The sequence below is a fragment of the Pseudomonas sp. Z1-12 genome (assembly GCF_051132015.1).
GTDB lineage: Bacteria > Pseudomonadota > Gammaproteobacteria > Pseudomonadales > Pseudomonadaceae > Aquipseudomonas > Aquipseudomonas zanjanensis.
This window is the reverse complement of the sequence record NZ_CP071647.1, coordinates 5978485-5999304: the sequence shown is the minus strand read 5'-3', so window position 1 is coordinate 5999304 and position 20820 is coordinate 5978485. Positions and strand designations below refer to the sequence as shown.

Below are 20820 nucleotides of genomic sequence, written 5' to 3'. Positions count from 1 at the left end.
ATGCGCAGGCCTTGGGGTTGGTGGTTGTTGTGCTTGATTCCTGCGCTGGCGACAGCGCAGGACGAGCCGTTGCGCCTGGCCTTCGACGGTCAATTGCTGCGAGTGAATCAAACCCAGGTGCTGGATCGCCAGCCATTGCCCGACACGTTGCAGGCACCGTTGGGCAGCCTGTGGAAGCTGTTTGTCTACGCCTGGCTGGTGGACACCAACGCTCGCGAACCGGTCTATGAATGCCGCGGCGAGTCGAAGGAAGAAGTCTATTGCTGCAATCCCGGGCAGAGCATCGGTCGTGACCAGGCGCTGGTGAAGTCCTGTGGTTTGTATTTCGAGCCGCAGCGGCTCGGGCTTTCAGCGCCCGGCTGGCGGGATTACTGGCAGGCGCGCCAGGCGCCGGCCTGGTTGTTGGACCTGCCAACGCTGCAACCCCAGACGCAAGTACCGGTCGCGCAATTGATCAAGGCCCTGGCCATGCTGCCGGCCCAGGACCAGGCCCGTCGGGTGCTGTTGGACGTGGTCCTCGGTGCGGCGGACGGGCGGCTGGTCGGAGAGTTGGGCAGCCGCCTGCGGGTCAAGACCTGGAGTTGGTTGGGCGACCAGGGGCCTTCCTCGCGACAGGGCGGTTTTGCCGGTTGGCTGGCTGATGGCACGCCGGTGTGGGCCGGTGGACGTGGCACCAGCCAGCAGGTCCTCAAGGTCTACGGCGAAGGTCTGGCGGCGGCGTTGCCGTCCCGCTGGCCGGCGGACACCGGGCGCTGCGTGGAAGTCGATCTGTTTGCCCGTTATCCGTTGCAACGGGTGATGGCCGGCGAGCGGCCGGCCACACCGGGCCAACTGCGCGGTGACTACCGCGTCGAATTCACCAACGGCAACCAATTGGACATCCACAGCGATGGCGAGCTGTTCCTGCTGCCCGGCAAGCTGGTGGCGCGCCTGGACCGCGAGGAGTACATCGCCCGGGTCTTGCAGCGCGAAGCCAAGGCCGAACCCGCCGAAGCCGCCAAGGCCCTGGCGGTGGCGATTCGCACGTATCTGCTGCAAAACGCCCAACGCAACGGTGATTGCCTGAGCATCGACGACAGCAGCCATCGCCAGCGTGTCGCGCCACGTCCGGCGGCACCTGGAACCCGAGCCATTGCCGCCTGGACCAGCGACCTGGTCCTGGCCGGCACCGACGTCACCTACCACTCCGACCAGCCGGGCCCGGACAAACTGTCCTGGGCGCAAGCCGTGGAGCAGGCCAACGCTGGCCAACGCTACGACGCCATCCTGCTGCACGCCTATCCGCGCGCCAGCCTCAGCCGCTGGGACAACCCGGTGGCGTCCTGTGAAGCGCTGCCTGCCGCCCAGGACTGGCTGCTAAAGCAGCGCCGGGGCTGGCGTGAGCGACTGGAAAGCGAAGTGGGCTACAACGAAATCAGCGCTTTCGCCGTCTGCCGCGTCGCCTTCGGCCGGCCGTATGTCGACCGCGAACGCCAGCGCATCTACGTGCGCGGCGTGCTGTCGCTGCAAGACCGTCTCGACCTGACACATGAATATTTGCACCTGGCCTTCGAAGCTCACCCCAACGGCCAGGACGAAACCTATATCGAAGGGCTCGCCCGTCACCTCTTGCTGGAATAGACCATGACACTCCGTTATCCACAGGTCTTGCTGTTGCTCTGCGCCCTGACCGCGTTATCACCGGCCATGGCCGCCGACTCCATCAAGCTCGACACCCCCATTGGCGGCTGGCGCAGCGGTGCGCCGGGGGGTGAAGGCGAAAGCTTCAGCCAGACCGTCAACTACCCGGCCTCGTCGGTCAACACGCCTCCGGGCCAGGCCGACACCGCGCGCATTACCGGGCAGATCAAAGGTGCGCCCAAGGACAGCAACGCGCCGGGCCAGTTGATCGTCAACGGCGTCAGCCTGCCGCTGAAACTGGATGAAGAAGGTCGCTTCGACCGGCCGTTCTCGTTCCCCAACGGCAGCAACAGCGTTGAAGTGCGCAGCGCCGATGGCCAGCAGCGCCACCGCACGCAGTTTCTCAACACCAGCGGCGGCGCCACCCCGGCCAAGCTGCGGGTGTTGCTGACGTGGGACAGCGACGGCACCGACCTGGACCTGCACCTGGTCACCCCCGATGGCGCGCACATCTGGTACGGCGACCGCGCCGTCGCCAACGGCTCTGCCCTCGACGTCGACGTCACCACCGGCTACGGCCCGGAAATCTTCGCCATGCCCGCGCCGATCAAGGGCCAGTACCTGGTGTATGTGAATTACTACGGCGGCGGTTATCGCAGTGAAGAGGACGGCGAAGAGGGCGAGTCCGTGGCGCAGGCGCAACAGGCCTTGACCACCGCGCAGGTCACCGTGATCACTGAGGAGGGCACGCCGAACGAGAAAATGGAAACCTTCGTCGTGCCGATGCGGGCGGTGGGGGAGCTGACGTTGGTCAAAAGCTTTAGCTACCCGTAAAACTGCGTGGGATGACCCCCGTGGCGAGGGAGCTTGCTCCCGCTGGGCTGCGCAGCAGCCCCAAAAACAAACACCACGGAGTGTCAGGCTGATCGTATTGGCTGCTTGGGGGCTGCTGCGCAGCCCAGCGGGAGCAAGCTCCCTCGCCACAAGAGCGGTCAGCCTGGATGAAGCCCTTTGGGAGCTAGGGTGGACGCCTGAGCTGTGAGCACTCGAAGTCCAATGTGGGAGCGAGCTTGCTCGCGATGACGGTCTAGCATCCACATCAATGCAAGCTGATGTACCGCTATCGCGAGCAAGCTCGCTCCCACAGGGTTGGATGGGCTGCAATAAAAAAATCTCACGCGTGAGCTATTGTGGGGTTTGGAAAGTGCCTGTAGTGTTTCTCACGCGTGAGTTTTTCACAGTGGGGTCAGTACCATGCCAACCAGCTCTCCATCAGATCCGCCTGACGGGTCTGTGACCGATCCAGCGAGCCGCACGGGAGAGCGCGCCAAACCCTCGGCGAAAAAACCGTCGAGCTTCTACATGAAGCAGATGCGCGCGGGCCTGAGTGCCGCCGGGTATGTGAAACACGAGACTTGGGTGCTTCCCGAAAACAGAAGCCTGCTCAAGCAAATGGAGAAACAGCTACGCCAACCGATTCTGGCTGGCTCATTCATGTCGGAGGATTACATGAGCGCAGGTAATAACTGGAACATCGATCGCCTCTACAGCGCCCTTCAGGCCCTGGATGAAGTGGTCGCGAACGACATCACCCTCTCCCTCGTCCAAGGCTCCGAGTCCAGCATCAAGCTGGAAATGAATGACTTCGGTGGCTTGCCCATCTACATCGCCGTGGTCGGCGACCAGATCATCGTCGATACCGTGCTGGTGGACGTCGAGTCGATCAGCGATGTGGCGGCCTTCAACGACGCGGTGTTGCGCAGTCGGGAAATGTTCCCGCTGTCGTCCATCGGCATCGAGACCATGCCCAACGGACAGGTGGTCTACAACATGTTCGGCGCGTTGAGCGCCGACTCCAGCCTGACCAACGTCGTCACCGAGGTCAAAACCCTCGTCGACAATGTCCAGCGCGCCAGCGAAGCCTTCGAACGCTTCTTCATCTAATTCGCCGAATAGGAACCATCCAATGACTCAGTCCATCTGGAGCAAGTTGTTCACCGCACTGCGTGGCGGTGCCAACGAAGTCGGCGAATCGATCGTCGACCAACAGGCCCTGCGCATCCTTGACCAGGAAATCCGCGATGCCGACAGCGCGCTGGCCAATGCCAAGCGTGAGCTGGTCACCATCATGGCCAAGCACAAGCTGGCGACCGATCGCGTCGGCGAATACAACGCCAAGATCAAGGACCTGGAAGCCAAGGCCCTGGCCGCGATCCAGGCCAACCGCGAAGACCTGGCGCTGGAAGTGGCCGAAGCCATTTCGACCCTGACCAACGAACTGGACGCCGAGCAAAAGCACGCAACCGAATTCGGCGGTTACGCGGACAACATGCGCAAGGACATCACCAAGGCCGAAGCCCGCATCAAGAGCCTGCGCCAGCAAGTGGACATGGCCAAGGCCCGTGAAAGCGTGCAGAAGGCCCAGGTCAGCGCCTCGATCGCCAGTGGCGGCGCCAATGGCAAGCTGGAAACCGCCGTCGGTACGCTCAACCGCCTGCAAGCCAAGCAACAGCAACGTGCCGCTGAACTGCAAGCCCAGGACGAACTGGCCGAGGCTTCCACCGGCTCCGACCTGGAGCGCAAGCTGCGCGATGCCGGCATCACGCCAAACGAAGGCAGCGCCAATGCGATCCTGGAACGCCTGAAGAAAAAATCGGCTGAGTAAGTCGTGCAGGTGCGCTCATCACCCTGAGAGCACTGAACCTGTGGCGAGGGAGCTTGCTCCCGCTGGACTGCGCAGCAGGCCCCTTTTGGAGCCGCTTCGCGCCTCAGCGGGAGCAAGCTCCCTCGCCACAAGGGTGTGGCACGCCACGGATTTATTGTTACGCAGGTACTTCTATCCAAGCCCCGCAACAGGTTTAATGCTGTCCGGCCACTACGCTCGCGCCCCCAGGCGCCAGAGCGATGATCCCGCCAGGAACCAAGCCCCACGGAGTCAGGGACGCAATGTCGATTTTCCTTTTGTTGCGCACGTACGCATCGTCCTTCTTCCATCGTTTCGGTTGGGCGGGGCTGGCTATTGCGCTGGGCGTGCACCTGTCCACGGCCTGGATCGGCCTGGTGCTGTTGGGCGAGCAACACCTCATCGCCGCCGCCACGTTTATCTACTTCTATCTCACCACCACGCTCACCGTCGGTTATGGCGATCTGTTGCCACAGACCTCCGCCGGACGGATTTTCGTGGCGACCTGGATCATGCTCGGGGGCATTGCCCTGTTGACGACGGTCATCGGCAAAACCACCAGCAGCGTCATCGATGTATGGAGAAAAGGCATGAAGGGTAAAGGCGATTTCACCGGCAAGGTCGGCCACACGGTGCTCATCGGTTGGGAGGGCGCCACCAGCGAGCGGGTCATCGAACTGCTGCTGCAGGACGAAACGTCCAATGACAACCTGATCGTCATCTGCGATTGCGATCTCGAAGAAAACCCCATGCCCGGCAAGGCCACCTACATCAAGGGCGACAGCCTGTCCTCCGTCGCGCTGTTGCAGCGTGCCGGCGTACCAGGTGCCGAACGCGTGCTGGTGCGCACCCATTCCGACGACCTGACCCTGGCCACCGTGCTGGCGGTCAATCGACTGGGACCTGTCGGGCATGTGGTCGCCCATTTCAACGACAGCGAAGTGGCCGCCCTCGCCAGCGCCTACGCGCCGAGCCTGGAATGCACCTCCAGCATGGCCATCGAAATGCTGGTGCGTGCCTCCCAGGACCCGGGCTCGTCGGTGGTCATCAATGAATTGCTCTGCGTCGGCGAAGGCGCCACGCAATACCTGATGAAGCTGCCCGAAGCGTTTGAAGCGACGTTTGGCGACCTCTACATCCGGATGAAAGAACAGCACAACGCTACGCTGATCGGCTACCGCGCCCAGGGTGCCCGCCAGCCGTCGATCAACCCGCCCGGCGCCACCCGTGTGGTGGGCGGCGAACTCTTCTATATCGCCTCGGCGCGTCTCAAGGAAATTTCCCATGGGGTGGTTTAAACAGTTGATGGGGCTCGAGGCCCCGAATTCGAACGCAATAGCCAGCAATACGCCTGTCGTTGGGCCGCTGGGCCTGGCCTCCGGCAAGCAGGTCATGTTCGATGCCACGCTCAAATTGCTGCTCGACGGCAACACCGCCGTGGTCATCCCAGGCAACCAACAGATCTGGAGCCTGGGCATCGTCGACCTCGGGCAGTCGAACTGGCTGTCGCGCTGCTACATGAACGACGAAGACTACTGGCTGCAAGTGCACACCAGCGGCGACGTCGCCGGGCAGGTCGAGTCGGTGATCCTGTTCAACTACCTCAGCTACGTCACGATCAACAGCGAAGCGGAATTGCGTCGCCTGGCCGGCCCGGAAAGCCTGATCGGCCTGCCGACCTACACCCACGACGGCGTCGAGTACACCCGCGAATGGGGCACCGAGGCGGGCCAGACCGAGCTGGTGGGATTGAGCGAGCGCGTAAGCAATCCCGAAGAGTCCTACAGCGTCGAGCACCGTTCGATGCTGTATGCCCGCGACACCGGCCTGACGGATCGCCGGGAGTTCCTGTTGTTTTCCGTCGAAGAGGACGCCGAAGGCACTGTCAGCCTGAGCACTTCGCTGGGCATTTCGCTGTACACCACTGACCTGAACACTCTTTGAATAAGGAAGAAGTCCATGCTTGAAGCGCTCTCCATTTCCCTGAACAAAGCCGCCGTGCTTGGCTTTGTCATGTACATCCTCGGCGCCGCCGTGCTGTTCGCGCTGTTCCAGTTCATCTACACCCGCGTCACGCCGCACAAGGAATTCGAGCTGATCCGTTCGGGCAACGTGGCTGCGGCCATCGCCCTGGGCGGCGCCGTCATCGGTTTCGCCATTCCGGCCAGCAACGTGATCGCCTACTCGATCAGCATGCTGGACTTCGTCGTCTGGGCAGTGATCGCCGCGGTCGTCCAGTTGCTGGCGTTTCTGGTCACCAGCCTGGTGCTCAAGGGCGCTTCCGCGCGCATCAAGAACGGTGAAATCGCCGCGGGTATCTACATCGCCGCCGTGGCCATCAGCGTCGGCATGTTGAACGCCGCGTGCATGACGCCTTCCACGAACTGATTGCGCCACGGAGATCCCGATGAAACGAAGCAAGTACGTCCAGCTCTCGCTGGCCGCGTCGGTCGCCCTGGCGATATCCGGTTGCGGGCCCGCGGAAAAAACCTACAAGTTGCAGAAGAAGTACAACTTCCAGTCCGTCCAGGAATGTGTCGATGAAAAGCTGCCGGTAGACATTTGCTCCACCGCCTACATGACCGCCATGGGTGAGCATCGTCGCATCGCGCCGGTATACGATAGCAAGGCCGATTGCGATGCCGACTTCGTGCCCGATTGGTGCCAGCAGGACTCGGCCGGCAAGTTCCTGCCCAAGCTGGGTGGTTTCGAGCTGAACGCCGATGGCGAAGTCACGCAGTCCGAGGTCGATGCCGCCCGGGCCCAGTTGCCGGCTTCGGAAGCGAACGTCGGTGGATCAGGCTTTGGCAACCTGCTGACCGGCCTGCTGATCGGCAACATGTTGAGCGGCAACCGCAGCAGTTATTACTCCGAGCCGGTCTACCGCTACCGCGATGACCGCGGCAACTTCGGGTCCTCGACGCTCAGCCAGCGGGTTTCCAGCGGCTCGACCTTTACCAAGTCCAACCAGGCGCGGTATGGCAGCTACACCGACTCCGTCAAGACCAGCAAGGCGATGGCCGTCGCGTCGTCCACCTCTCGCGGTGGCTTCGGCAGCAAGTCCAGTGCCCGCAGCGGTTGGGGCGGTTCGAGCAGCTCCGGCGGCTAAGGAACGAGGGTCATGAAGAAGATCCATTGCGCAGAACGTCCCGACTGGAAACAGACCGCCGAGCAACTCGGCTTTCTGTTCCACACCATCGACGACGAACCCTATTGGGACGAAAGCGCGTACTACCAGTTCACCCTCAAGCAGATCGAGGATGACCTGGAAGACCCGACCACCGAGCTCCATGACATGTGCATGGACCTGGTGGCCCGGGTGGTCCAGAGCGAAGAATTGCTGGAACGCCTGAGCATCCCGGCGCCGTTCTTCGACCTGGTGCGCACGTCATGGCTGGAAGGCCATCCGCACCTGTATGGGCGCATGGATTTCTCCTACAACGGCACGGGCCCGGCCAAGTTGTTGGAACTCAACTACGACACGCCGACCAGCCTCTACGAGGCGGCGGCGTTCCAGTGGGGTTGGCTGGAGCAATGCATCGAGCGCGGCATGCTGCCGGCCCATGCCGACCAGTTCAACAGCATCGACACCAAGCTACACCAGGCCTTCGCCCAATTGCAGCTCAAGGAGCCGTTCTATTTCGCCTCGATGAAAGGCTCGGTGGAAGACAAAGGCACCACGGATTACTTGCGCCTGATCGCGGAAAAAGTCGGCATTGAATCGCGGCACATCGATATCGAAGACATCGGCCTCAACAGCGACGGACGTTTCGTCGACCTGGAAGAGCGCTGGATTCCTCACCTGTTCAAGTTGCACGCGTGGGAATTCATCTTCCACGAGCCCTTTGGTGAAGCGATCGCTCAATGCGATACGCAGTTTTTCGAGCCGGCCTGGAAGTCGATCATCTCCAACAAAGGCATCCTGCCGCTGCTGTGGGAATTCAACAAAGGCCACCCGAACCTGCTTGCCGCCCACCTGGACACCGACACCCGCAAAGCGGTGCCGAAAGGCTGGGTGCGCAAGCCGTTCTTTTCCCGGGAAGGCGCCAACATCGAGCTGCAGACCGCTGACGGCTTGATCGTCAAGGAAGACGGCCCTTACACCGATGCGCCGTTCATCCTCCAGGAATTTGCGCCACTGCCGAAGTTCGACGACAGCTACACCCTGATCGGCTCGTGGGTCATCGGCGACCAGGCCGCCGGCATTGGCGTGCGGGAAGACAACAGCCTGATCACCAAGGATTCCAGCCGGTTTTTGCCGCACTTGATTCTGGATTGATTCTCTCCTGTATAGAAAGAGCCCCCTGTGGGAGCGAGCTTGCTCGCGATAGCGGTGGGCCAGTCGATATCAATGTTGACTGATCTGCCGCTATCGCGAGCAAGCTCGCTCCCACAGGGGGGTATGCCAGGCCATGTATACCCACCGCCTGTCGCCTTTGCGGAATTGCGCCTGCCCCCTCCCTGTCGATTTTAAAGAGCCCAGGAAAAACCCGAGAGCGGCACGCCATTCCTGACAGGAGGCCCCCATGCGTATCCATCACCTGAACTGCGGTTGCATGTGCCCCGTGGGTGGGAAGTTGTTCGATGGCTACAGTCGGGGGCTGACGGCGTGCCTGGTGTGTCATTGCCTGCTGATCGAAACCGACAACAATGGCCTGGTCCTGGTGGACACCGGTTTTGGCCAGCGGGATGTCCAGACGCCCGAACGGCTGAGTCGATTCTTCCGGGCATTCAACAACATCAAGTTCGAGCATCGCCTCACCGCCCTGGAACAGGTGCGCCGCTTGGGATTCGACACCGGCGATGTGCGGCATATCCTGCTGACGCACCTGGATTTTGACCACGCCGGCGGGCTCCAGGACTTTCCCCAGGCTCGGGTTCACGTGATGCGCGACGAGATGGCGATGGCGCGCAGCGCCGACACCTGGATCAGTCGACGGCGATTCCAGGCGCGCCAGTGGCAGGGCGTCGACAACTGGGAGTTCTATGCCCCGGACGGTGATACGTGGTTCGGTTTTGATTCGGTGCGCGCGTTGATCGGGGCGGAAGAAGAGGACATTTTCCTGGTCCCGCTCCAAGGCCACACCGCCGGCCACGCCGGGATCGCCCTGAGGACACCGGACGGTTGGATGCTCCATGCCGGCGATGCGTATTTCTTCCACGATGAAGTCCATCAGCCCGAGCGGCGTTGCCCGCCGGGGCTGAAGTTCTATCAGTACATGATGGACACCTATCGCCCGGCACGGCTGCGCAATCAGGATCGCCTGCGGGAACTGGCGGCGGGCCAGAACGGGCATATAGAGATTTTTTGCAGTCACGATGCCAAGGAATGGGAACGCTCTACGAACCAGGCGCGTACCGTTCGTGTTGATCCCACGGCCATGCCGTCGACCCACCGCTAAACCACCCGCCCGGGCACACACACCTGTGGGAGCGAGCTTGCTCGCGATAGCGGTACATCAGGCGACATCGATGTTGACTGATCCACCGCCATCGCGAGCAAGCTCGCTCCCACAGGTTAGGTATTCACCACAGATTCCCACAGGTTAGATATTCACCACAGACGCCCACAGGTCCAGGGGTTCGCCGCAGGCTTTTTCAGGTCCACCAGTACCGCACCAGGTGGAAGAAGATCGGCGCGGCGAAGCACACCGAGTCCAGCCGGTCGAGCATGCCGCCGTGGCCTTCGATCATGTGGCCCCAGTCCTTGACGCCGCGGTCGCGCTTGATCGCTGACATGACAATGCCGCCGGCAAAGCCCAGCAGGTTGATCAGCAAGGCGATGAGGAACGACTGCCAGGGATTGAACGGCGTGATCCACCACAACGCACCACCGATCAGCGAGGCCAGGAAGATGCCGCCGACAAAACCTTCCACGGTTTTCGAGGGCGACAGGTTCGGCGCGATCTTGTGTTTGCCGAACAGCTTGCCGCAGACGTACTGCAACACATCCGAGAGCTGCACCACGATCACCAGGTAGGCGATCAGCAACAGGTTGCGCCCTTCGAAACCGGCGATGTCCAGGGTCAGCAGGGCGGGGACGAAGGAGATGCAGAACACCGCGATCATCAAGCCCCACTGCACCTTCGACGCGCGCTCGAGGAAGTGCGTGCTGTCGCCGCCCAGGGACGCCAGGATCGGCAGCAGCAGGAATACATACACCGGGATAAAGATCGAAAACAGCCCGTACCAGTCGTAGTAGATCAGCAGGTATTGCAGCGGCAGGGCCAGGTAGAACGCCGCCATCAGGGCCGGGTAGTCACTGCGCCGGGTCGGTGTCAGGGTCAGGAATTCCCGCAGGGCGTAGAACGACACCGCGTAGAACAACAGGATGACCGCCGCGTTACCGAGCCAGAACGCCACGCCGATCACCAAGACCATGATCCACCAGGCGTTGATCCGGGCGTTCAGGTTGTCGATGACCGAGTTCGGCGCGCCTTTGGTCCGCAGCCTGAGAACGAAACCAATCAGCGACGCCAGCACCAGAATCGCGCCGATCCCGCCAAACAACATCAGGGTATATCGATCCATGTCAGACGTGCTCCGGGGCCAGTGCCAGCAGCGCGGCGCGGCTGCGTTCAAGGAATTGCTCTTTGCTTTCACCCTCTTCGATGCACAGCGGCGCACCGAAACTGGTGGTGCACAACAACGGCAGTGGCAGGACACGGCCCTTGGGCATGACGCGGTTGAGGTTGGCGATCCACACCGGGATCACCTCGACCTCGGGGTGGTTTTTCATCAAGTGATAGATCCCGCTCTTGAAGGGCAACAGGCCTTCCTCCGGATTGCGTGTGCCTTCCGGGAAGATGATCAGCGAGTCGCCGTTTTCCAGCGCATCGAGCATCGGCTGCAATGGGTTGTACGCAGGGTCCTTGCGCTCGCGGTCCACCAGCACGCCGTTGAACACCCGGTTGATGATGTAGCGACGCACCGGGCTGGTTTGCCAATAGTCAGAGCCCGCCACCGGGCGGGTGAGCTTGCGCAGCGCCGGCGGCAGCGAGGCCCAGAGCAACACGAAGTCACCGTGGCTGCTGTGGTTGGCGAAGTAGATCCGCTGCACCGGCGTCGGCGCGCAACCGAGCCACAGGCTGCGAGCGCCCGTGACCATGCGAGCGGCGGAGGTGATGAGGTTGGCGACCACGGGTTCGAACATGAGGATTCCTTGTCCTGAGAAACATAAGCATCACTGTGGCGAGGGAGCTTGCTCCCGCTGGGCTGCGCAGCAGCCCCCAAGAGGCTGAATACAACCAATCTGACACACCGCAGCGCTTGGCTTTGGGACTGCTTCGCAGTCCAGCGGGAGCAAGCTTCCTCGCCACAAAAAACTATCTAGAGACCTGACGCTAGCCAGGGACTGGCCACGATGAAGCCCAGCACCAGGACAACTTGTACCGCCAGCAACCGCGACTGCCGACGCAGCAGCAACAACGCGCCGTGCCGTCGTTCGGTCCACAGGCGCCCGGCCCGTTCGGCGGGTTGCAGGCCCAACGCGGTCAGGGCTTGATCCAGCTCATAGGTGCGCTCGGCCAGGGAGTGGGTGCTGTCGGCCATGCGCTGGAACAGATCGGCGTCAAACGCCACGCGCAGCGCCCAGTATTTTTCCACCACTCCGATTACCAGCAGCACAGCACTCAACAGCAGCAACCACGGATCGATCACGCCCACCAGCCATTGCCCCAACCCCAGCAGCGCCGCCAGCAGCGTCAGTCCCGTGGAAAGCTGGTCCAGCGAATGACCCCGGCGCAACAGGCTCGCCACGGTGTGGAGTTCCATATCACTGATCATGAGCATTCCCCCGTGTTGTGGATAACTGTTCCAGTGCCCGACGGTGCGCCGCGTGCAAGACGATGCGCGGTCGAGCGCGCTGGATCTGCACGATCGCTGCGTCAACGCTCGCTGCCCGGCCGGTGTGCAACAACCAGGCAACCACCGCCGTGGCGCTGCGCGAATAACCCAAGGCGCAGCAGACCAGCACCGGCCCATGTTGGCGCAGGCTTTCGATGGCCTCTGCCGCTTTCAGGCATTGCTCGGCGGTCGGCGCCGTCAGGTCGAGCACCGGTAACGAACGATAGGCGACATTCGAGCTGTCCATGGACAGTTCCGCGCAGAGGTCGAGCACGCCGGTAAACGTGCTGTCCTTCAATTCCATCGGCGTAGGCACTCGCCCCAGCCAGACGTTATCCGCGATCAGGTCTGGCTGCGGGTGCTTGCGCGTCCAGCAGCGAGAATTGATCCACGCCGCCGCCAGGTACGGCGCCAGCAACCAACGCACCGCCGGACTCAAGCGACCATCGGCGCGCTTCTGGAAACCATCAGCACCGAACATCAAGTAATTCAGCGCCACCATGAGCACCGCGACCGCCGGCCAGATCAGCCAGAGCCACGCGCCGCCCAAGGCAAACGCCGGGATGAACAGCGCCGCCGCGCCCAGGCCATAACGCAAGGCCAGGCGTCGGCGGGCAGGATCGGCCGTCAGGCGCGCACTCGACAGCGGACTCGGTCGATCCAGCGGCCACAACCAGACGCACAACCAACCGGCCAACGCGCCCGTGGGCAGGTCGATGAAGTGATGTTGATAAGTCGTCAGCACCGACACGCCGATCAACGCGAACCAACCGTGCATCACCCAACGCCAGAAGCCCTGCAAGTGCCGCTGGTAACAGACCCAGAGCACCACCAGCAGCGCGATGTGCAGCGACGGCGCCTGGTTGAACGGCTTGTCGAAGCCGGCCAGCACGTCGAACATCCAGCCGAACAGCCCATCCATTTCCGGCCGGGGAAAGGTAAACGTCAGCGGCCAGAGCAAAAAGCAACTGACCGCAATCACCTGGGCCGTGAGCAGGCGCAAGGCATGGCGCTTGAGTTCGTCGCGGCTGTTGGGCAACAGCAGGGACAAGCCGTACAGCAGATCGATCGACCAGTACGGCACGATGGTCCAGGCCATGAACGGCATGTGGCTTTCCCAGGCGAACACCAGCGTGCCGACGTCGTCACGCTGGGCGGTAACCCAGGTGGCGAAGCCGTAGGTGGTGAAGAACAGCGGCGCCAGCAACAGCAGCCACAGCACCGCCGGTTTGAGCAGCGCGGGTTCGCGGGCCGGAGCGATGACGGCGCTCATTACTGCACTCGCTGCGCCAGCGAAACGCTGAAAATACCCCATTCATCGACACGCAGGGTGATCTTGCGGAAGCCCGCCGCCTCGACCAGTTGATCCATTTCCGCCTGGGTGCGTCGACGCATCACCCAGGCTTGCCCGGCGCGGTGGCTGGTGAGGGCGCGGGCGATCAGCTCCAGTTGCGGGTGCCACGGCTGGCCGGTGTAGACCAGGAAACCACCAGGCTCCACGGCTTCGGCCAGGCCGGCGAGGGAACCGCCGACCATCTGGTTATCGGCGAACAGTTCGTACAGGCCCGACACCACCGCCAGGGTCGGTTTCGGTTCCAGCGCCGCCAGATCCTGGCGGTCGAAGGCATCACCTTTGACGAATCGTGCGATGTCGCCGAGGCCTTTTTCAGTGATCAGCGCGCTGCCATCGCGCACGTTGATGTCGCTGTAGTCGCGCAGCAGGATCGACTCGGGCAACGGGCTGACACCTTGCAGCGCTTCGAGAATGTAACGGCCATGGCCGGCGGCGATGTCGACGATCCGCACTTCGCGGTCCTGGGCGCGCAACTCGGCCATCGCCAGGCGCAGCAGTTCTTCGACGTGCACCTTGCGTTGGCGAATGCCGCGCCAGCCGATGGAGTTCAGGTAGTTCTGGTCGATCATCTTGCCCAGCGCCGACGTGCCGGTAGGGCGGTTGCGGTAGACGTAATCCAGGGTGCTGCCGGAGTCGAAGCCGGTGTCGAAGCCCAGCTTCACCCCGGCGGACAATTTGCTGCCAAAACGCATGCTGGCGCGGGTCATGCGCCAGTAAAGGTCACGCAGGGAGTTGTGGGGCAGCGGCGTGGCCAGGGTTTCGGCTTCGGCGCAGGTCGCGCCCAGGCGATCGGCGTCGAGCAGGGAAGGGCGCTCCAGCGGACGGGCGAAGTTCTGCAGGATGAAGCGACGGGCACTGGCCACGGCAGGTGCACGGTTTTTCTCGCCGAGGGTGTCGTGGAAGAAGCCCGGCAGGATGTGTTTTTCCTTGTGCAGGCTGCCCAGGCGTTCGAAGAACTGCTCCTGGGGTTTGCGGTGCACCACGAAGTCCGAACCGGAGATCAACAACTGCGTCGGCACCTGGATCGCCTGGGCATCGGCCACCACGCGGTCGGCGGCTTCGTACAGGCCCAGCAGCACGTTCACCGAAATGGCCTTGGTGATCAACGGATCGCTGTCGTAGGACGCTACGCGCTCCGGGTCATGGCTGAGGAATTTCGCCTTGACGTAGCTATTGACGAAGAAATTGCCGCGGAACTTGCGCATCAGCGCCAGGCCCGGCCGGGCGAACGGCACGTAGAGCTTGACCTTGAACGCCGGCGACGCCAGCACCAGCGAGCGAATGCGCGGTGCGTAGTCGTGGACCCAAGTGGACACGATCACCGCGCCGACGCTTTGTGCGACCACGGCGATGTTCGCTTCGTCGATCTGATGCGTCGCGCCGATGTGATCGCAGAAGGTCTGCACGTCCCGCGCACTGGTGGCAAAACTCGGGCTGTCGCCCCGTTCGCCCGGCGACTGGCCGTGGCCGCGCGCGTCCCAGGCAAAGAAGTCGAACCCGGGCAAATCCAGCTCATCCACCAGGTGCGCAATGCGCCCGGAGTGTTCATGACCACGATGGAACAACAACACAGCCTGGCGGGGTTCACCCGCTGCCACGTCGACAGCCGGCCAGTGTTGGTAGAACAGTTCCACGCCATCGTGGGTGGTGAATGTCCGGTGTTGGGCTTCGCGCATTGCAACTTCCTTATGCTGAGGGAGCGTTTTCCGTCACCTGGCCCAGGCCATGACGGACCCGATTGACCAAGGTATAAACCAGCAGGGCGGCAACCACCGCCATCACACCATTTACCCAGAGTGCCCCGAGCCAACCCAGGGCAATGCCGGTCGCCAACACGCCAAACACAAAAGCGCGATCGCTCTTGCCCATCGGCCCGTCATACCGCCGCGAAGCCCCCACCATCGGCCCCAGCACGCCGGCATATTCGCTGAACAACGCCAACAGCGTGACCAACAACACGAGTAGAAGACTGGTATCGGCAAACAGGGCAAAAGGCAGGATCAAGGCAACGTCGGCGATGATATCGCATAGCTCGTTGAGGTAGGCGCCCAGATGCGATTGTTGACCAAACTCCCGCGCCAGCATGCCGTCCACGGCATTCAACGCCATGCGCAGGAACATCCAGATCGGCACCAGGACGAAAATCCACGGATGGTCGGCGAACCAGGCAATGACCGCCCCCACCAACACTGAGACGATGCCCGCGAGCAGGGTGACCTGGTTGGCGGTGACACCGTTGTCGTAGAGGCGTTGGACCATGGGGCGCAGCAAGTTTTGAAAGGCAGGCTTGAGTTGGTAGATGGAGGGCATCGGGGTGAGATCTCGGCCGGTGGCGGGGCTGGGCTTATACAGGTGCGAGATTACGATAGGTTGAGGGGTTGCAGGCGGGTATTTCTTGAGAATGCGTGCGGGTAGGCATCTATTCGCGCGTTTATCTGCGCAAGACACCCCCGGGAGATATGAAAAAAACGCTAAACCTGTGGCGAGGGAGCTTGCTCCCGCTGGGTTGCGAAGCAGCCCCAAGGCCATTCAACGCGGTGTCCGGGCAGGTTTACGACTGCTGCGCAGCCGAGCGGGAGCAAGCTCCCTCGCCACGATGATTCATGCGCCTTAAGTTAAGGGGAGCCTGTGAGAGCAACTGTTCACACATTCCCAACCTCACCGCAGTTCCCCTGTGGGAGCAAGCTTGCTCGCGATGGCGGAGTGTCAGTCAACATCAATGGCCGCTGACCCAGCGCCATCGCGAGCAAGCTCGCTCCCACACGTTTTGTGTCTGAAACGAATATGCGCTGTGCATTCGATTCTGTTCCGAGGCTGCATTGGCCGATGTTCCAGCTCTGATTTATACTGAGCAAATCATGAGCACTGTTTGTATTAAAATTTCCTTATTAAACAATTTATTACAGGAATTTTAAGACTAGGTGCTATCCGGGAGGTAAGTCATGATTATCGAAGAGCGGCTTAAAAGATCAATCGCCTTGCGAAAGGACGATGTCTTTCTACGCTCCGAGTTTTCCGACTTCGGCAGCCCCGCGCAGGTATCCCGAGCACTGCGTCATCTGGTGGCTAGCGGTGTATTGGTCAAGCTCGGCGTGGGTGTCTTCGCAAAAGCCAAGGTCAGTGTGCTTACCGGCAAGCCGATACCCATTCGTCCCCTTGAAGTCTTGGCGCCTTTGGTTCTGCAAAAGCTTGGCGTGACGATCACGGCTGGACGCGCAGCGCGTGAATACAACGCCAGCGATAGCTTGCAGCTACCTGCCGGCATCGTTTTTGACACGGGGTCACGGCGTATTAATCGAAAACTCGGCTTCGGTGGTCGTTACGTCGTTTATGAAAATCATCACGCCTGAACAGGTCGAGTTAATCGATGCGGTGTTGGCAGAGGTCGATGTCGGGCTGCTGACGACTAGCATCCTGGAAAAAGACGTCCATGTGACGGATGCTTTGCAAGCTCTGATGGGCATGCAGTTTCCCGGTGTTCGCCTCGTGTTTTGCGGTGGTACAAGCCTGTCGAAGGCTTACCAACTGATCGAGCGTATGTCTGAGGACGTCGACTTAAAAATCGTTTTGAATGATCTTGATGTGTTGAGTGCCTCGGCTCAGAAGCGGCACCTCAGCAATCTGAAGGCTCAGGTTTGTCATGTCCTCGCCGAGCTCGGTTTTGAGGAGATCGTGGAAGAGCGTGTTGCCCGGAATGAAAACCGCTACTTCGCCAGTCGTTGGCAATATGCCTCGCAATACCCTCATGACACCAGTTTGCGTCCTTATCTAAGTCTTGAGTTGACTGCGCGAATCCCGCAGTTTGAAGTGACTCAGCAGCCACTGGAATACTTGGTCAATCGACTCGCCGCAAGGTCTGGGAGATTGGGCGATATTGCCTGCGTAGCGGTTGAGGAGACGCTTGCGGAGAAAGTCATTTCGTTTCTTCGCCGTTATGCCCAACACCAAGCCGGAGCCATGCTCCAGCCGTGGGACGAGACGTTGGTGCGGCATATCTATGATGTTTACTGCATAAGCCGTGGAGATCCCGCTGTCTGCGAACGAGCCGCTATCGGATTCAAAAGCCTGGTGGAGTTTGATGCGCTGGAATTTGGTCGGCAGTTCCCCCCATTTGCTAACGATCCGGGAAATGTCATGCAGAGCGCCCTCCATCAGGCGAGTTCGGATGCGCAGATTCGTCGCCAGTATGGCGCGAAGCTCATGCCGCTGATTTTTGGCGATGTCCGCCCGAGCTTTGATGAGGCTTATGTCGTGTTTCGTCAGCACGCCGAAGCGTTGATGCGGACGCTATAAAGCTCTTGGTTCCTAACGGATTAATGGTTTCTGCACACGTGGGGCTTCTTTCGAGCAAAGTGGGTCAGTAGCCGAGCGCTAGCCTCCAGCGCGCAGTGGGCCGCCGACCGGGACGTACTCGATCGGGGCGTCCCCTGGCAGCGTCTCGATGGGGTCTTCGGCATAACCGAATCCTTCCTCTTTGAGATTGATCGAATGCACGCTGTGCTCACGGGCAGTGCTGTCGGTGAGCTTGGTGAATAGACGGTGATCTGCGGGCAGGGTGAAGCGGTCGCCGGGGTGGAGTTGGGAGAAGGTCAGGGGGCGACGGTTCATGGCGGCGGGCTCCGAGTGGGGGTGGTCTCTCTGGAGTTGAGGGCGCTCGTCGGGATTGGTTCTGTTTTTTAGACCATCGAACGTAGTGACCGGCTCGAAGCATGACTTGGGTCTTTAGGTGACCTTGCGTGGGAGCGAGTTTTTCGATTTACCGGATCTCCGACGCTGTATGCATAGGCATTCAACCCACCCTCTCCAAACGGACTCAAACTGTCCGGGCTGTTAAACCGCATCAACCCCGGATTGAACGCCCGATACCCATTGCCCAACAAATAATGCCCGGTCACCGGGTCCGGTCGTTCGCCGTTGAAGCCGAGCAAAAGGCCACTTTGCGCAGAGCGGTAACCTTAGGGAGTGTAGGCGAGCGGATGTGGCTGCGTGGCAGCGAGCGCGTGCAATACCGAGCGCCGTTGATTGGTGGCGAGCAAAGTGGTTTTACTCGCTTCGTTCTCGCGTTGCTGCCCGGCGAGCAACTGGTCGTCGTGTTGGAAGATCGATCGTTGAACCATGCCTTGAATCTCTGAGACGAGGCGGTTCTTCAAGTAGAAGCGGTAAGTGCTGGCCTGGGGCGCAGGCGTGCAGTCAGCCAGATGATCGAGTGGATCGTAGTGATAGCGGCAAAGCAGCGTTTAGGCTGTAGATTGCATTTTTTAGCCTCTGGGCCTGATGCATCCAGAAATGGCGCTCGCCTTCTTCGCTGTTGGTGACGCTGGGGCATGAATGGTGGCATCGACGATGTACCTTGAAGCAGCGTCAGTGTTTTTCGAACTGAAGGGCAACCTAATGCCACTTGCCAGTTTGATGGCGACTATGGGGTTACTCTAATTGATTTGAAATTGTGCGATAAATAGGCGAACGGATGGGCGATGAGGTTGTGGGGATTGTGTTTTCTTACTGTATGGAATGCTCCGGACAATCGAACATTGAGTTCGGCTTGTGGAGACTTAGGGTTTTGTTTCCTTGCTTCAAGAAATTCGCTCCAGATTTCCTCAGGTAGATGACTTGAGTTTACCCTTCCGCTGTAGCCTTTCACCGGCTTTGCTGTGAGATAGGATAGTTGTTTGATGAATGAATTTGCTCCGTCCCCAGAGTAGCAAGAAATCATCCGAAGTTCATCGAAGTTATTGGGGTTGATACCGTGTTTTTTAAGTGTGGAGAGTAGCTGGTCAGGGCTGGTTGGCCTGTTTTTGTAAAAAACAACCGAGCTGGATTGTGGCGTCGGAATGGTTCCATGAGTGCCGATATTCAAGCGGTTTTTATTTTTATATCGGTCTGAGTATGTGAATAAATCATTGTCAAGTGCTTTTATATTCTGCATTGGTCCTCTTTTGGGGATATGCGCGATAGTTGGCGTTGGCGTGACATCTATTGCCCAGCTTGCCGCTTTATACAGGCCGTTTAAAGATTTTGAAAATAGGCCAGTAATTGTTTTTATAAAATGCCCGGAGGGGTCGGATAAATTGACCGGATCGCCAATGCAATACGCATACGCACTCAACCCACCCACTCCAAACGGACTCAAATTGTCCGGGCTGTTGAAGCGCATCAACACTGGGTTGAACGCCCGATACCCATTGCCCAACAAATAGTGCCCGGTCACCGGATCCGGTCGTTCGCCGTTGAATCCGAGCAGACTGAGTAAACCGTTTTCCGCAGGGCGATGGCCGTAGGGTGTGTAGGCGAGGGGATGAGGCTGCGTGACATCGAGCGCGTGCAACACCGAACGTTGCTGGTCGGTGGCGAGTAACGTGGTTTCGACGCTGCCATCCTGGCGCTGTTGTTGCGCCAGGAGTTGGTCTTCCTGCTGGAAGATCGAGCGCTGTACCGAGCCCTTGATTTCGCTGGTCAGGCGTTCTTTCAGGTAGAAGCGCTGGGTGCTGGCCTGGGCCAAGGGTGTGCAATCGGCCAGGCGATCCAGTGGGTCGTAGTGGTAACGGCATAGCAAGGTTTTATCTGTGGAGGGCATGGGCTTTGCTCTGTGGGAAATACAGATAGCACCATCATGTTCAGGGAGAAGGGCGGTTGTCTAGCTAGCAGAAGTGTTAGGGTTGGCTGTCCACCCCGATGGTCCCGAGCCTGACAAGCTACGTAAGAGTTCAGTCGAATAAAAATAACTTATGAGCTTTGTCCAGGTGCAGAAGCAGTGCCTCTTCGTAAAGAAAGCCCGGTTACTCGCATATTTTTGTCTGTGACACCTCTGATGCCTGCGGCTAATAAATTCAGAAGTGCGCCGGAAAAATTAGTGCCATTCGGTTATTGAATGAAATTTTTCTCCCCATAAACCGAATTCTTTCCAGTGCGCCGTTGTAGTGCTGATTTCTCCAGTGCTGGCTTGTCGAACTATTTGTTTGATTACCTCGACCTAGGACTCGGTCAAGGCATTGTTGCCATGACTTGCCATATTATCGTTGACATTGGCCAGAGTTTTGACATATGGCGCCGGAGACGCATCAGTTGTAGCAATGATTTTCAGGTTTTGCCTTTCAATGGAAATTAACTCTACAGGAACCTTGCTCGCGATAGCGGTATCAGCCAACACCCACTCAATAATTTGGCCCTATCGCTGAAAAGCGGCCACGTCATTTACCCCTGTTGCGAAAGGTTTTGCTGGAAAGAGCAATGGCTTATATCGCGGCGTTGATAGTCGTCGGCGGGTTTTGTGCGCCAAGCGTTGGATTTAGCGAATTGCCCTACACGCCCCGCTTCTTTC

Annotated in this window: 22 protein-coding genes; 13 read left to right on the top strand and 9 right to left on the bottom strand. The window is 60.2% G+C overall.

Translation table 11 applies throughout. The annotated features are described in order from the left end of the window. The 10 genes from J3P85_RS26205 to J3P85_RS26160 all read left to right on the top strand — a co-directional run bounded on the left by J3P85_RS26205 (position 1) and on the right by J3P85_RS26160 (position 9705). Complete coding sequence (locus tag J3P85_RS26205) at positions 1-1620, top strand: DUF2300 domain-containing protein (protein WP_434704062.1); 1620 nt, start codon at positions 1-3, stop codon at positions 1618-1620. Between the two features lie 3 nt (positions 1621-1623). Then, the gene (locus tag J3P85_RS26200; RefSeq protein WP_434704061.1) at positions 1624-2454 is read left to right on the top strand and encodes a YfaP family protein; all 831 of its coding nucleotides are present in this window, start codon (positions 1624-1626) and stop codon (positions 2452-2454) included. 528 nt (positions 2455-2982) lie between these two features. Then, positions 2983-3564, top strand: coding sequence for a YjfI family protein (locus tag J3P85_RS26195; RefSeq protein WP_250962602.1), 582 nt, complete (start codon positions 2983-2985; stop codon positions 3562-3564). A 22-nt stretch (positions 3565-3586) separates the two neighbouring features. Then, positions 3587-4285, top strand: a complete 699-nt coding sequence (locus J3P85_RS26190) for a PspA/IM30 family protein (RefSeq protein WP_186710531.1) — start codon at positions 3587-3589, stop codon at positions 4283-4285. 281 nt (positions 4286-4566) lie between these two features. Then, positions 4567-5601, top strand: a complete 1035-nt coding sequence (locus tag J3P85_RS26185; RefSeq protein ID WP_434704060.1) for an ion channel — start codon at positions 4567-4569, stop codon at positions 5599-5601. Further along, a complete protein-coding gene (locus J3P85_RS26180) occupies positions 5588-6247 on the top strand; it encodes a DUF2491 family protein (protein WP_434704059.1) in 660 nt (219 codons plus the stop codon). Before J3P85_RS26185 ends, J3P85_RS26180 begins: the two co-directional genes overlap by 14 nt. Before the next feature lie 15 nt (positions 6248-6262). Beyond that, positions 6263-6691: a DUF350 domain-containing protein gene (locus J3P85_RS26175; protein WP_014340424.1), complete on the top strand. Its 429-nt coding sequence runs from the start codon at positions 6263-6265 to the stop codon at positions 6689-6691. A gap of 19 nt (positions 6692-6710) precedes the next feature. After that, positions 6711-7412, top strand: a complete 702-nt coding sequence (locus J3P85_RS26170; protein ID WP_186729654.1) for a DUF1190 domain-containing protein — start codon at positions 6711-6713, stop codon at positions 7410-7412. A 12-nt stretch (positions 7413-7424) separates the two neighbouring features. Then, positions 7425-8582, top strand: a complete 1158-nt coding sequence (locus J3P85_RS26165) for a glutathionylspermidine synthase family protein (protein ID WP_434704058.1) — start codon at positions 7425-7427, stop codon at positions 8580-8582. A gap of 247 nt (positions 8583-8829) precedes the next feature. Next, the gene (locus tag J3P85_RS26160) at positions 8830-9705 is read left to right on the top strand and encodes an MBL fold metallo-hydrolase (protein ID WP_434704057.1); all 876 of its coding nucleotides are present in this window, start codon (positions 8830-8832) and stop codon (positions 9703-9705) included. Between the two features lie 196 nt (positions 9706-9901). On the opposite strand, the gene J3P85_RS26155 is transcribed toward J3P85_RS26160, so the two are convergent. From J3P85_RS26155 to J3P85_RS26130, 6 genes are all read right to left on the bottom strand, one after another. Further along, entirely contained in the window at positions 9902-10834 is a 933-nt protein-coding gene (locus J3P85_RS26155) for a phosphatidate cytidylyltransferase (protein ID WP_434704056.1), read from the bottom strand. 1 nt (position 10835) lies between these two features. Further along, on the bottom strand, positions 10836-11456 hold the full coding sequence (locus tag J3P85_RS26150; RefSeq protein ID WP_186710525.1) for a lysophospholipid acyltransferase family protein: 621 nt from the start codon (positions 11454-11456) through the stop codon (positions 10836-10838). A gap of 176 nt (positions 11457-11632) precedes the next feature. Further along, positions 11633-12088: a hypothetical protein gene (locus J3P85_RS26145; protein ID WP_207967270.1), complete on the bottom strand. Its 456-nt coding sequence runs from the start codon at positions 12086-12088 to the stop codon at positions 11633-11635. Continuing rightward, positions 12078-13421: a phosphatase PAP2/dual specificity phosphatase family protein gene (locus J3P85_RS26140; protein WP_434704055.1), complete on the bottom strand. Its 1344-nt coding sequence runs from the start codon at positions 13419-13421 to the stop codon at positions 12078-12080. The genes J3P85_RS26145 and J3P85_RS26140 overlap by 11 nt, the downstream gene beginning before the upstream one ends. Further along, complete coding sequence (locus J3P85_RS26135) at positions 13421-15178, bottom strand: bifunctional alpha/beta hydrolase/class I SAM-dependent methyltransferase (protein ID WP_434704054.1); 1758 nt, start codon at positions 15176-15178, stop codon at positions 13421-13423. The genes J3P85_RS26140 and J3P85_RS26135 overlap by 1 nt, the downstream gene beginning before the upstream one ends. Before the next feature lie 10 nt (positions 15179-15188). Continuing rightward, the gene (locus tag J3P85_RS26130; RefSeq protein ID WP_434704053.1) at positions 15189-15812 is read right to left on the bottom strand and encodes a CDP-alcohol phosphatidyltransferase family protein; all 624 of its coding nucleotides are present in this window, start codon (positions 15810-15812) and stop codon (positions 15189-15191) included. Positions 15813-16444: 632 nt separating this feature from the next. Here J3P85_RS26130 and J3P85_RS26125 point away from each other — a divergent pair. Both J3P85_RS26125 and J3P85_RS26120 read left to right on the top strand, forming a co-directional pair. After that, the gene (locus tag J3P85_RS26125) at positions 16445-16852 is read left to right on the top strand and encodes a DUF6088 family protein (protein ID WP_434704052.1); all 408 of its coding nucleotides are present in this window, start codon (positions 16445-16447) and stop codon (positions 16850-16852) included. Then, positions 16833-17795: a nucleotidyl transferase AbiEii/AbiGii toxin family protein gene (locus J3P85_RS26120; RefSeq protein WP_434704051.1), complete on the top strand. Its 963-nt coding sequence runs from the start codon at positions 16833-16835 to the stop codon at positions 17793-17795. Before J3P85_RS26125 ends, J3P85_RS26120 begins: the two co-directional genes overlap by 20 nt. A 78-nt stretch (positions 17796-17873) precedes the next feature. Here J3P85_RS26120 and J3P85_RS26115 read toward each other — a convergent pair whose 3' ends face one another. Together J3P85_RS26115 and J3P85_RS26110 are read right to left on the bottom strand one after the other, a co-directional pair. Next, positions 17874-18110, bottom strand: coding sequence for a hypothetical protein (locus J3P85_RS26115; protein WP_434704050.1), 237 nt, complete (start codon positions 18108-18110; stop codon positions 17874-17876). Positions 18111-18178: 68 nt separating this feature from the next. Further along, positions 18179-18397 (bottom strand): RHS repeat-associated core domain-containing protein, encoded by a 219-nt coding sequence (locus J3P85_RS26110; RefSeq protein ID WP_434706426.1) that lies wholly within the window; start codon positions 18395-18397, stop codon positions 18179-18181. Between the two features lie 81 nt (positions 18398-18478). On the opposite strand from J3P85_RS26110, the gene J3P85_RS26105 reads away from it, so the two are divergent. After that, entirely contained in the window at positions 18479-18634 is a 156-nt protein-coding gene (locus tag J3P85_RS26105) for a hypothetical protein (protein ID WP_434704049.1), read from the top strand. Positions 18635-18918: 284 nt separating this feature from the next. Here J3P85_RS26105 and J3P85_RS26100 read toward each other — a convergent pair whose 3' ends face one another. Further along, positions 18919-20076, bottom strand: coding sequence for an RHS repeat-associated core domain-containing protein (locus tag J3P85_RS26100; protein WP_434704048.1), 1158 nt, complete (start codon positions 20074-20076; stop codon positions 18919-18921). Between the last annotated feature and the right edge of the window lie 744 nt (positions 20077-20820).

What these genes read in the sequence shown, in the direction of transcription:
- J3P85_RS26115 (WP_434704050.1), bottom strand. Translation starts at nt 18,110, where the DNA reads ATGAACCGTCGCCCCCTGACCTTCTCCCAACTCCACCCCGGCGACCGC.
- J3P85_RS26200 (WP_434704061.1), top strand. Translation starts at nt 1,624, where the DNA reads ATGACACTCCGTTATCCACAGGTCTTGCTGTTGCTCTGCGCCCTGACC.
- J3P85_RS26190 (WP_186710531.1), top strand. Translation starts at nt 3,587, where the DNA reads ATGACTCAGTCCATCTGGAGCAAGTTGTTCACCGCACTGCGTGGCGGT.
- J3P85_RS26135 (WP_434704054.1), bottom strand. Translation starts at nt 15,178, where the DNA reads ATGCGCGAAGCCCAACACCGGACATTCACCACCCACGATGGCGTGGAA.
- J3P85_RS26100 (WP_434704048.1), bottom strand. Translation starts at nt 20,076, where the DNA reads ATGCCCTCCACAGATAAAACCTTGCTATGCCGTTACCACTACGACCCA.
- J3P85_RS26195 (WP_250962602.1), top strand. Translation starts at nt 2,983, where the DNA reads ATGAAGCAGATGCGCGCGGGCCTGAGTGCCGCCGGGTATGTGAAACAC.
- J3P85_RS26170 (WP_186729654.1), top strand. Translation starts at nt 6,711, where the DNA reads ATGAAACGAAGCAAGTACGTCCAGCTCTCGCTGGCCGCGTCGGTCGCC.
- J3P85_RS26185 (WP_434704060.1), top strand. Translation starts at nt 4,567, where the DNA reads ATGTCGATTTTCCTTTTGTTGCGCACGTACGCATCGTCCTTCTTCCAT.
- J3P85_RS26150 (WP_186710525.1), bottom strand. Translation starts at nt 11,456, where the DNA reads ATGTTCGAACCCGTGGTCGCCAACCTCATCACCTCCGCCGCTCGCATG.
- J3P85_RS26175 (WP_014340424.1), top strand. Translation starts at nt 6,263, where the DNA reads ATGCTTGAAGCGCTCTCCATTTCCCTGAACAAAGCCGCCGTGCTTGGC.
- J3P85_RS26130 (WP_434704053.1), bottom strand. Translation starts at nt 15,812, where the DNA reads ATGCCCTCCATCTACCAACTCAAGCCTGCCTTTCAAAACTTGCTGCGC.
- J3P85_RS26205 (WP_434704062.1), top strand. Translation starts at nt 1, where the DNA reads ATGCGCAGGCCTTGGGGTTGGTGGTTGTTGTGCTTGATTCCTGCGCTG.
- J3P85_RS26180 (WP_434704059.1), top strand. Translation starts at nt 5,588, where the DNA reads ATGGGGTGGTTTAAACAGTTGATGGGGCTCGAGGCCCCGAATTCGAAC.
- J3P85_RS26160 (WP_434704057.1), top strand. Translation starts at nt 8,830, where the DNA reads ATGCGTATCCATCACCTGAACTGCGGTTGCATGTGCCCCGTGGGTGGG.
- J3P85_RS26155 (WP_434704056.1), bottom strand. Translation starts at nt 10,834, where the DNA reads ATGGATCGATATACCCTGATGTTGTTTGGCGGGATCGGCGCGATTCTG.
- J3P85_RS26105 (WP_434704049.1), top strand. Translation starts at nt 18,479, where the DNA reads ATGTGGCTGCGTGGCAGCGAGCGCGTGCAATACCGAGCGCCGTTGATT.
- J3P85_RS26145 (WP_207967270.1), bottom strand. Translation starts at nt 12,088, where the DNA reads ATGATCAGTGATATGGAACTCCACACCGTGGCGAGCCTGTTGCGCCGG.
- J3P85_RS26165 (WP_434704058.1), top strand. Translation starts at nt 7,425, where the DNA reads ATGAAGAAGATCCATTGCGCAGAACGTCCCGACTGGAAACAGACCGCC.
- J3P85_RS26125 (WP_434704052.1), top strand. Translation starts at nt 16,445, where the DNA reads ATGATTATCGAAGAGCGGCTTAAAAGATCAATCGCCTTGCGAAAGGAC.
- J3P85_RS26120 (WP_434704051.1), top strand. Translation starts at nt 16,833, where the DNA reads ATGAAAATCATCACGCCTGAACAGGTCGAGTTAATCGATGCGGTGTTG.
- J3P85_RS26140 (WP_434704055.1), bottom strand. Translation starts at nt 13,421, where the DNA reads ATGAGCGCCGTCATCGCTCCGGCCCGCGAACCCGCGCTGCTCAAACCG.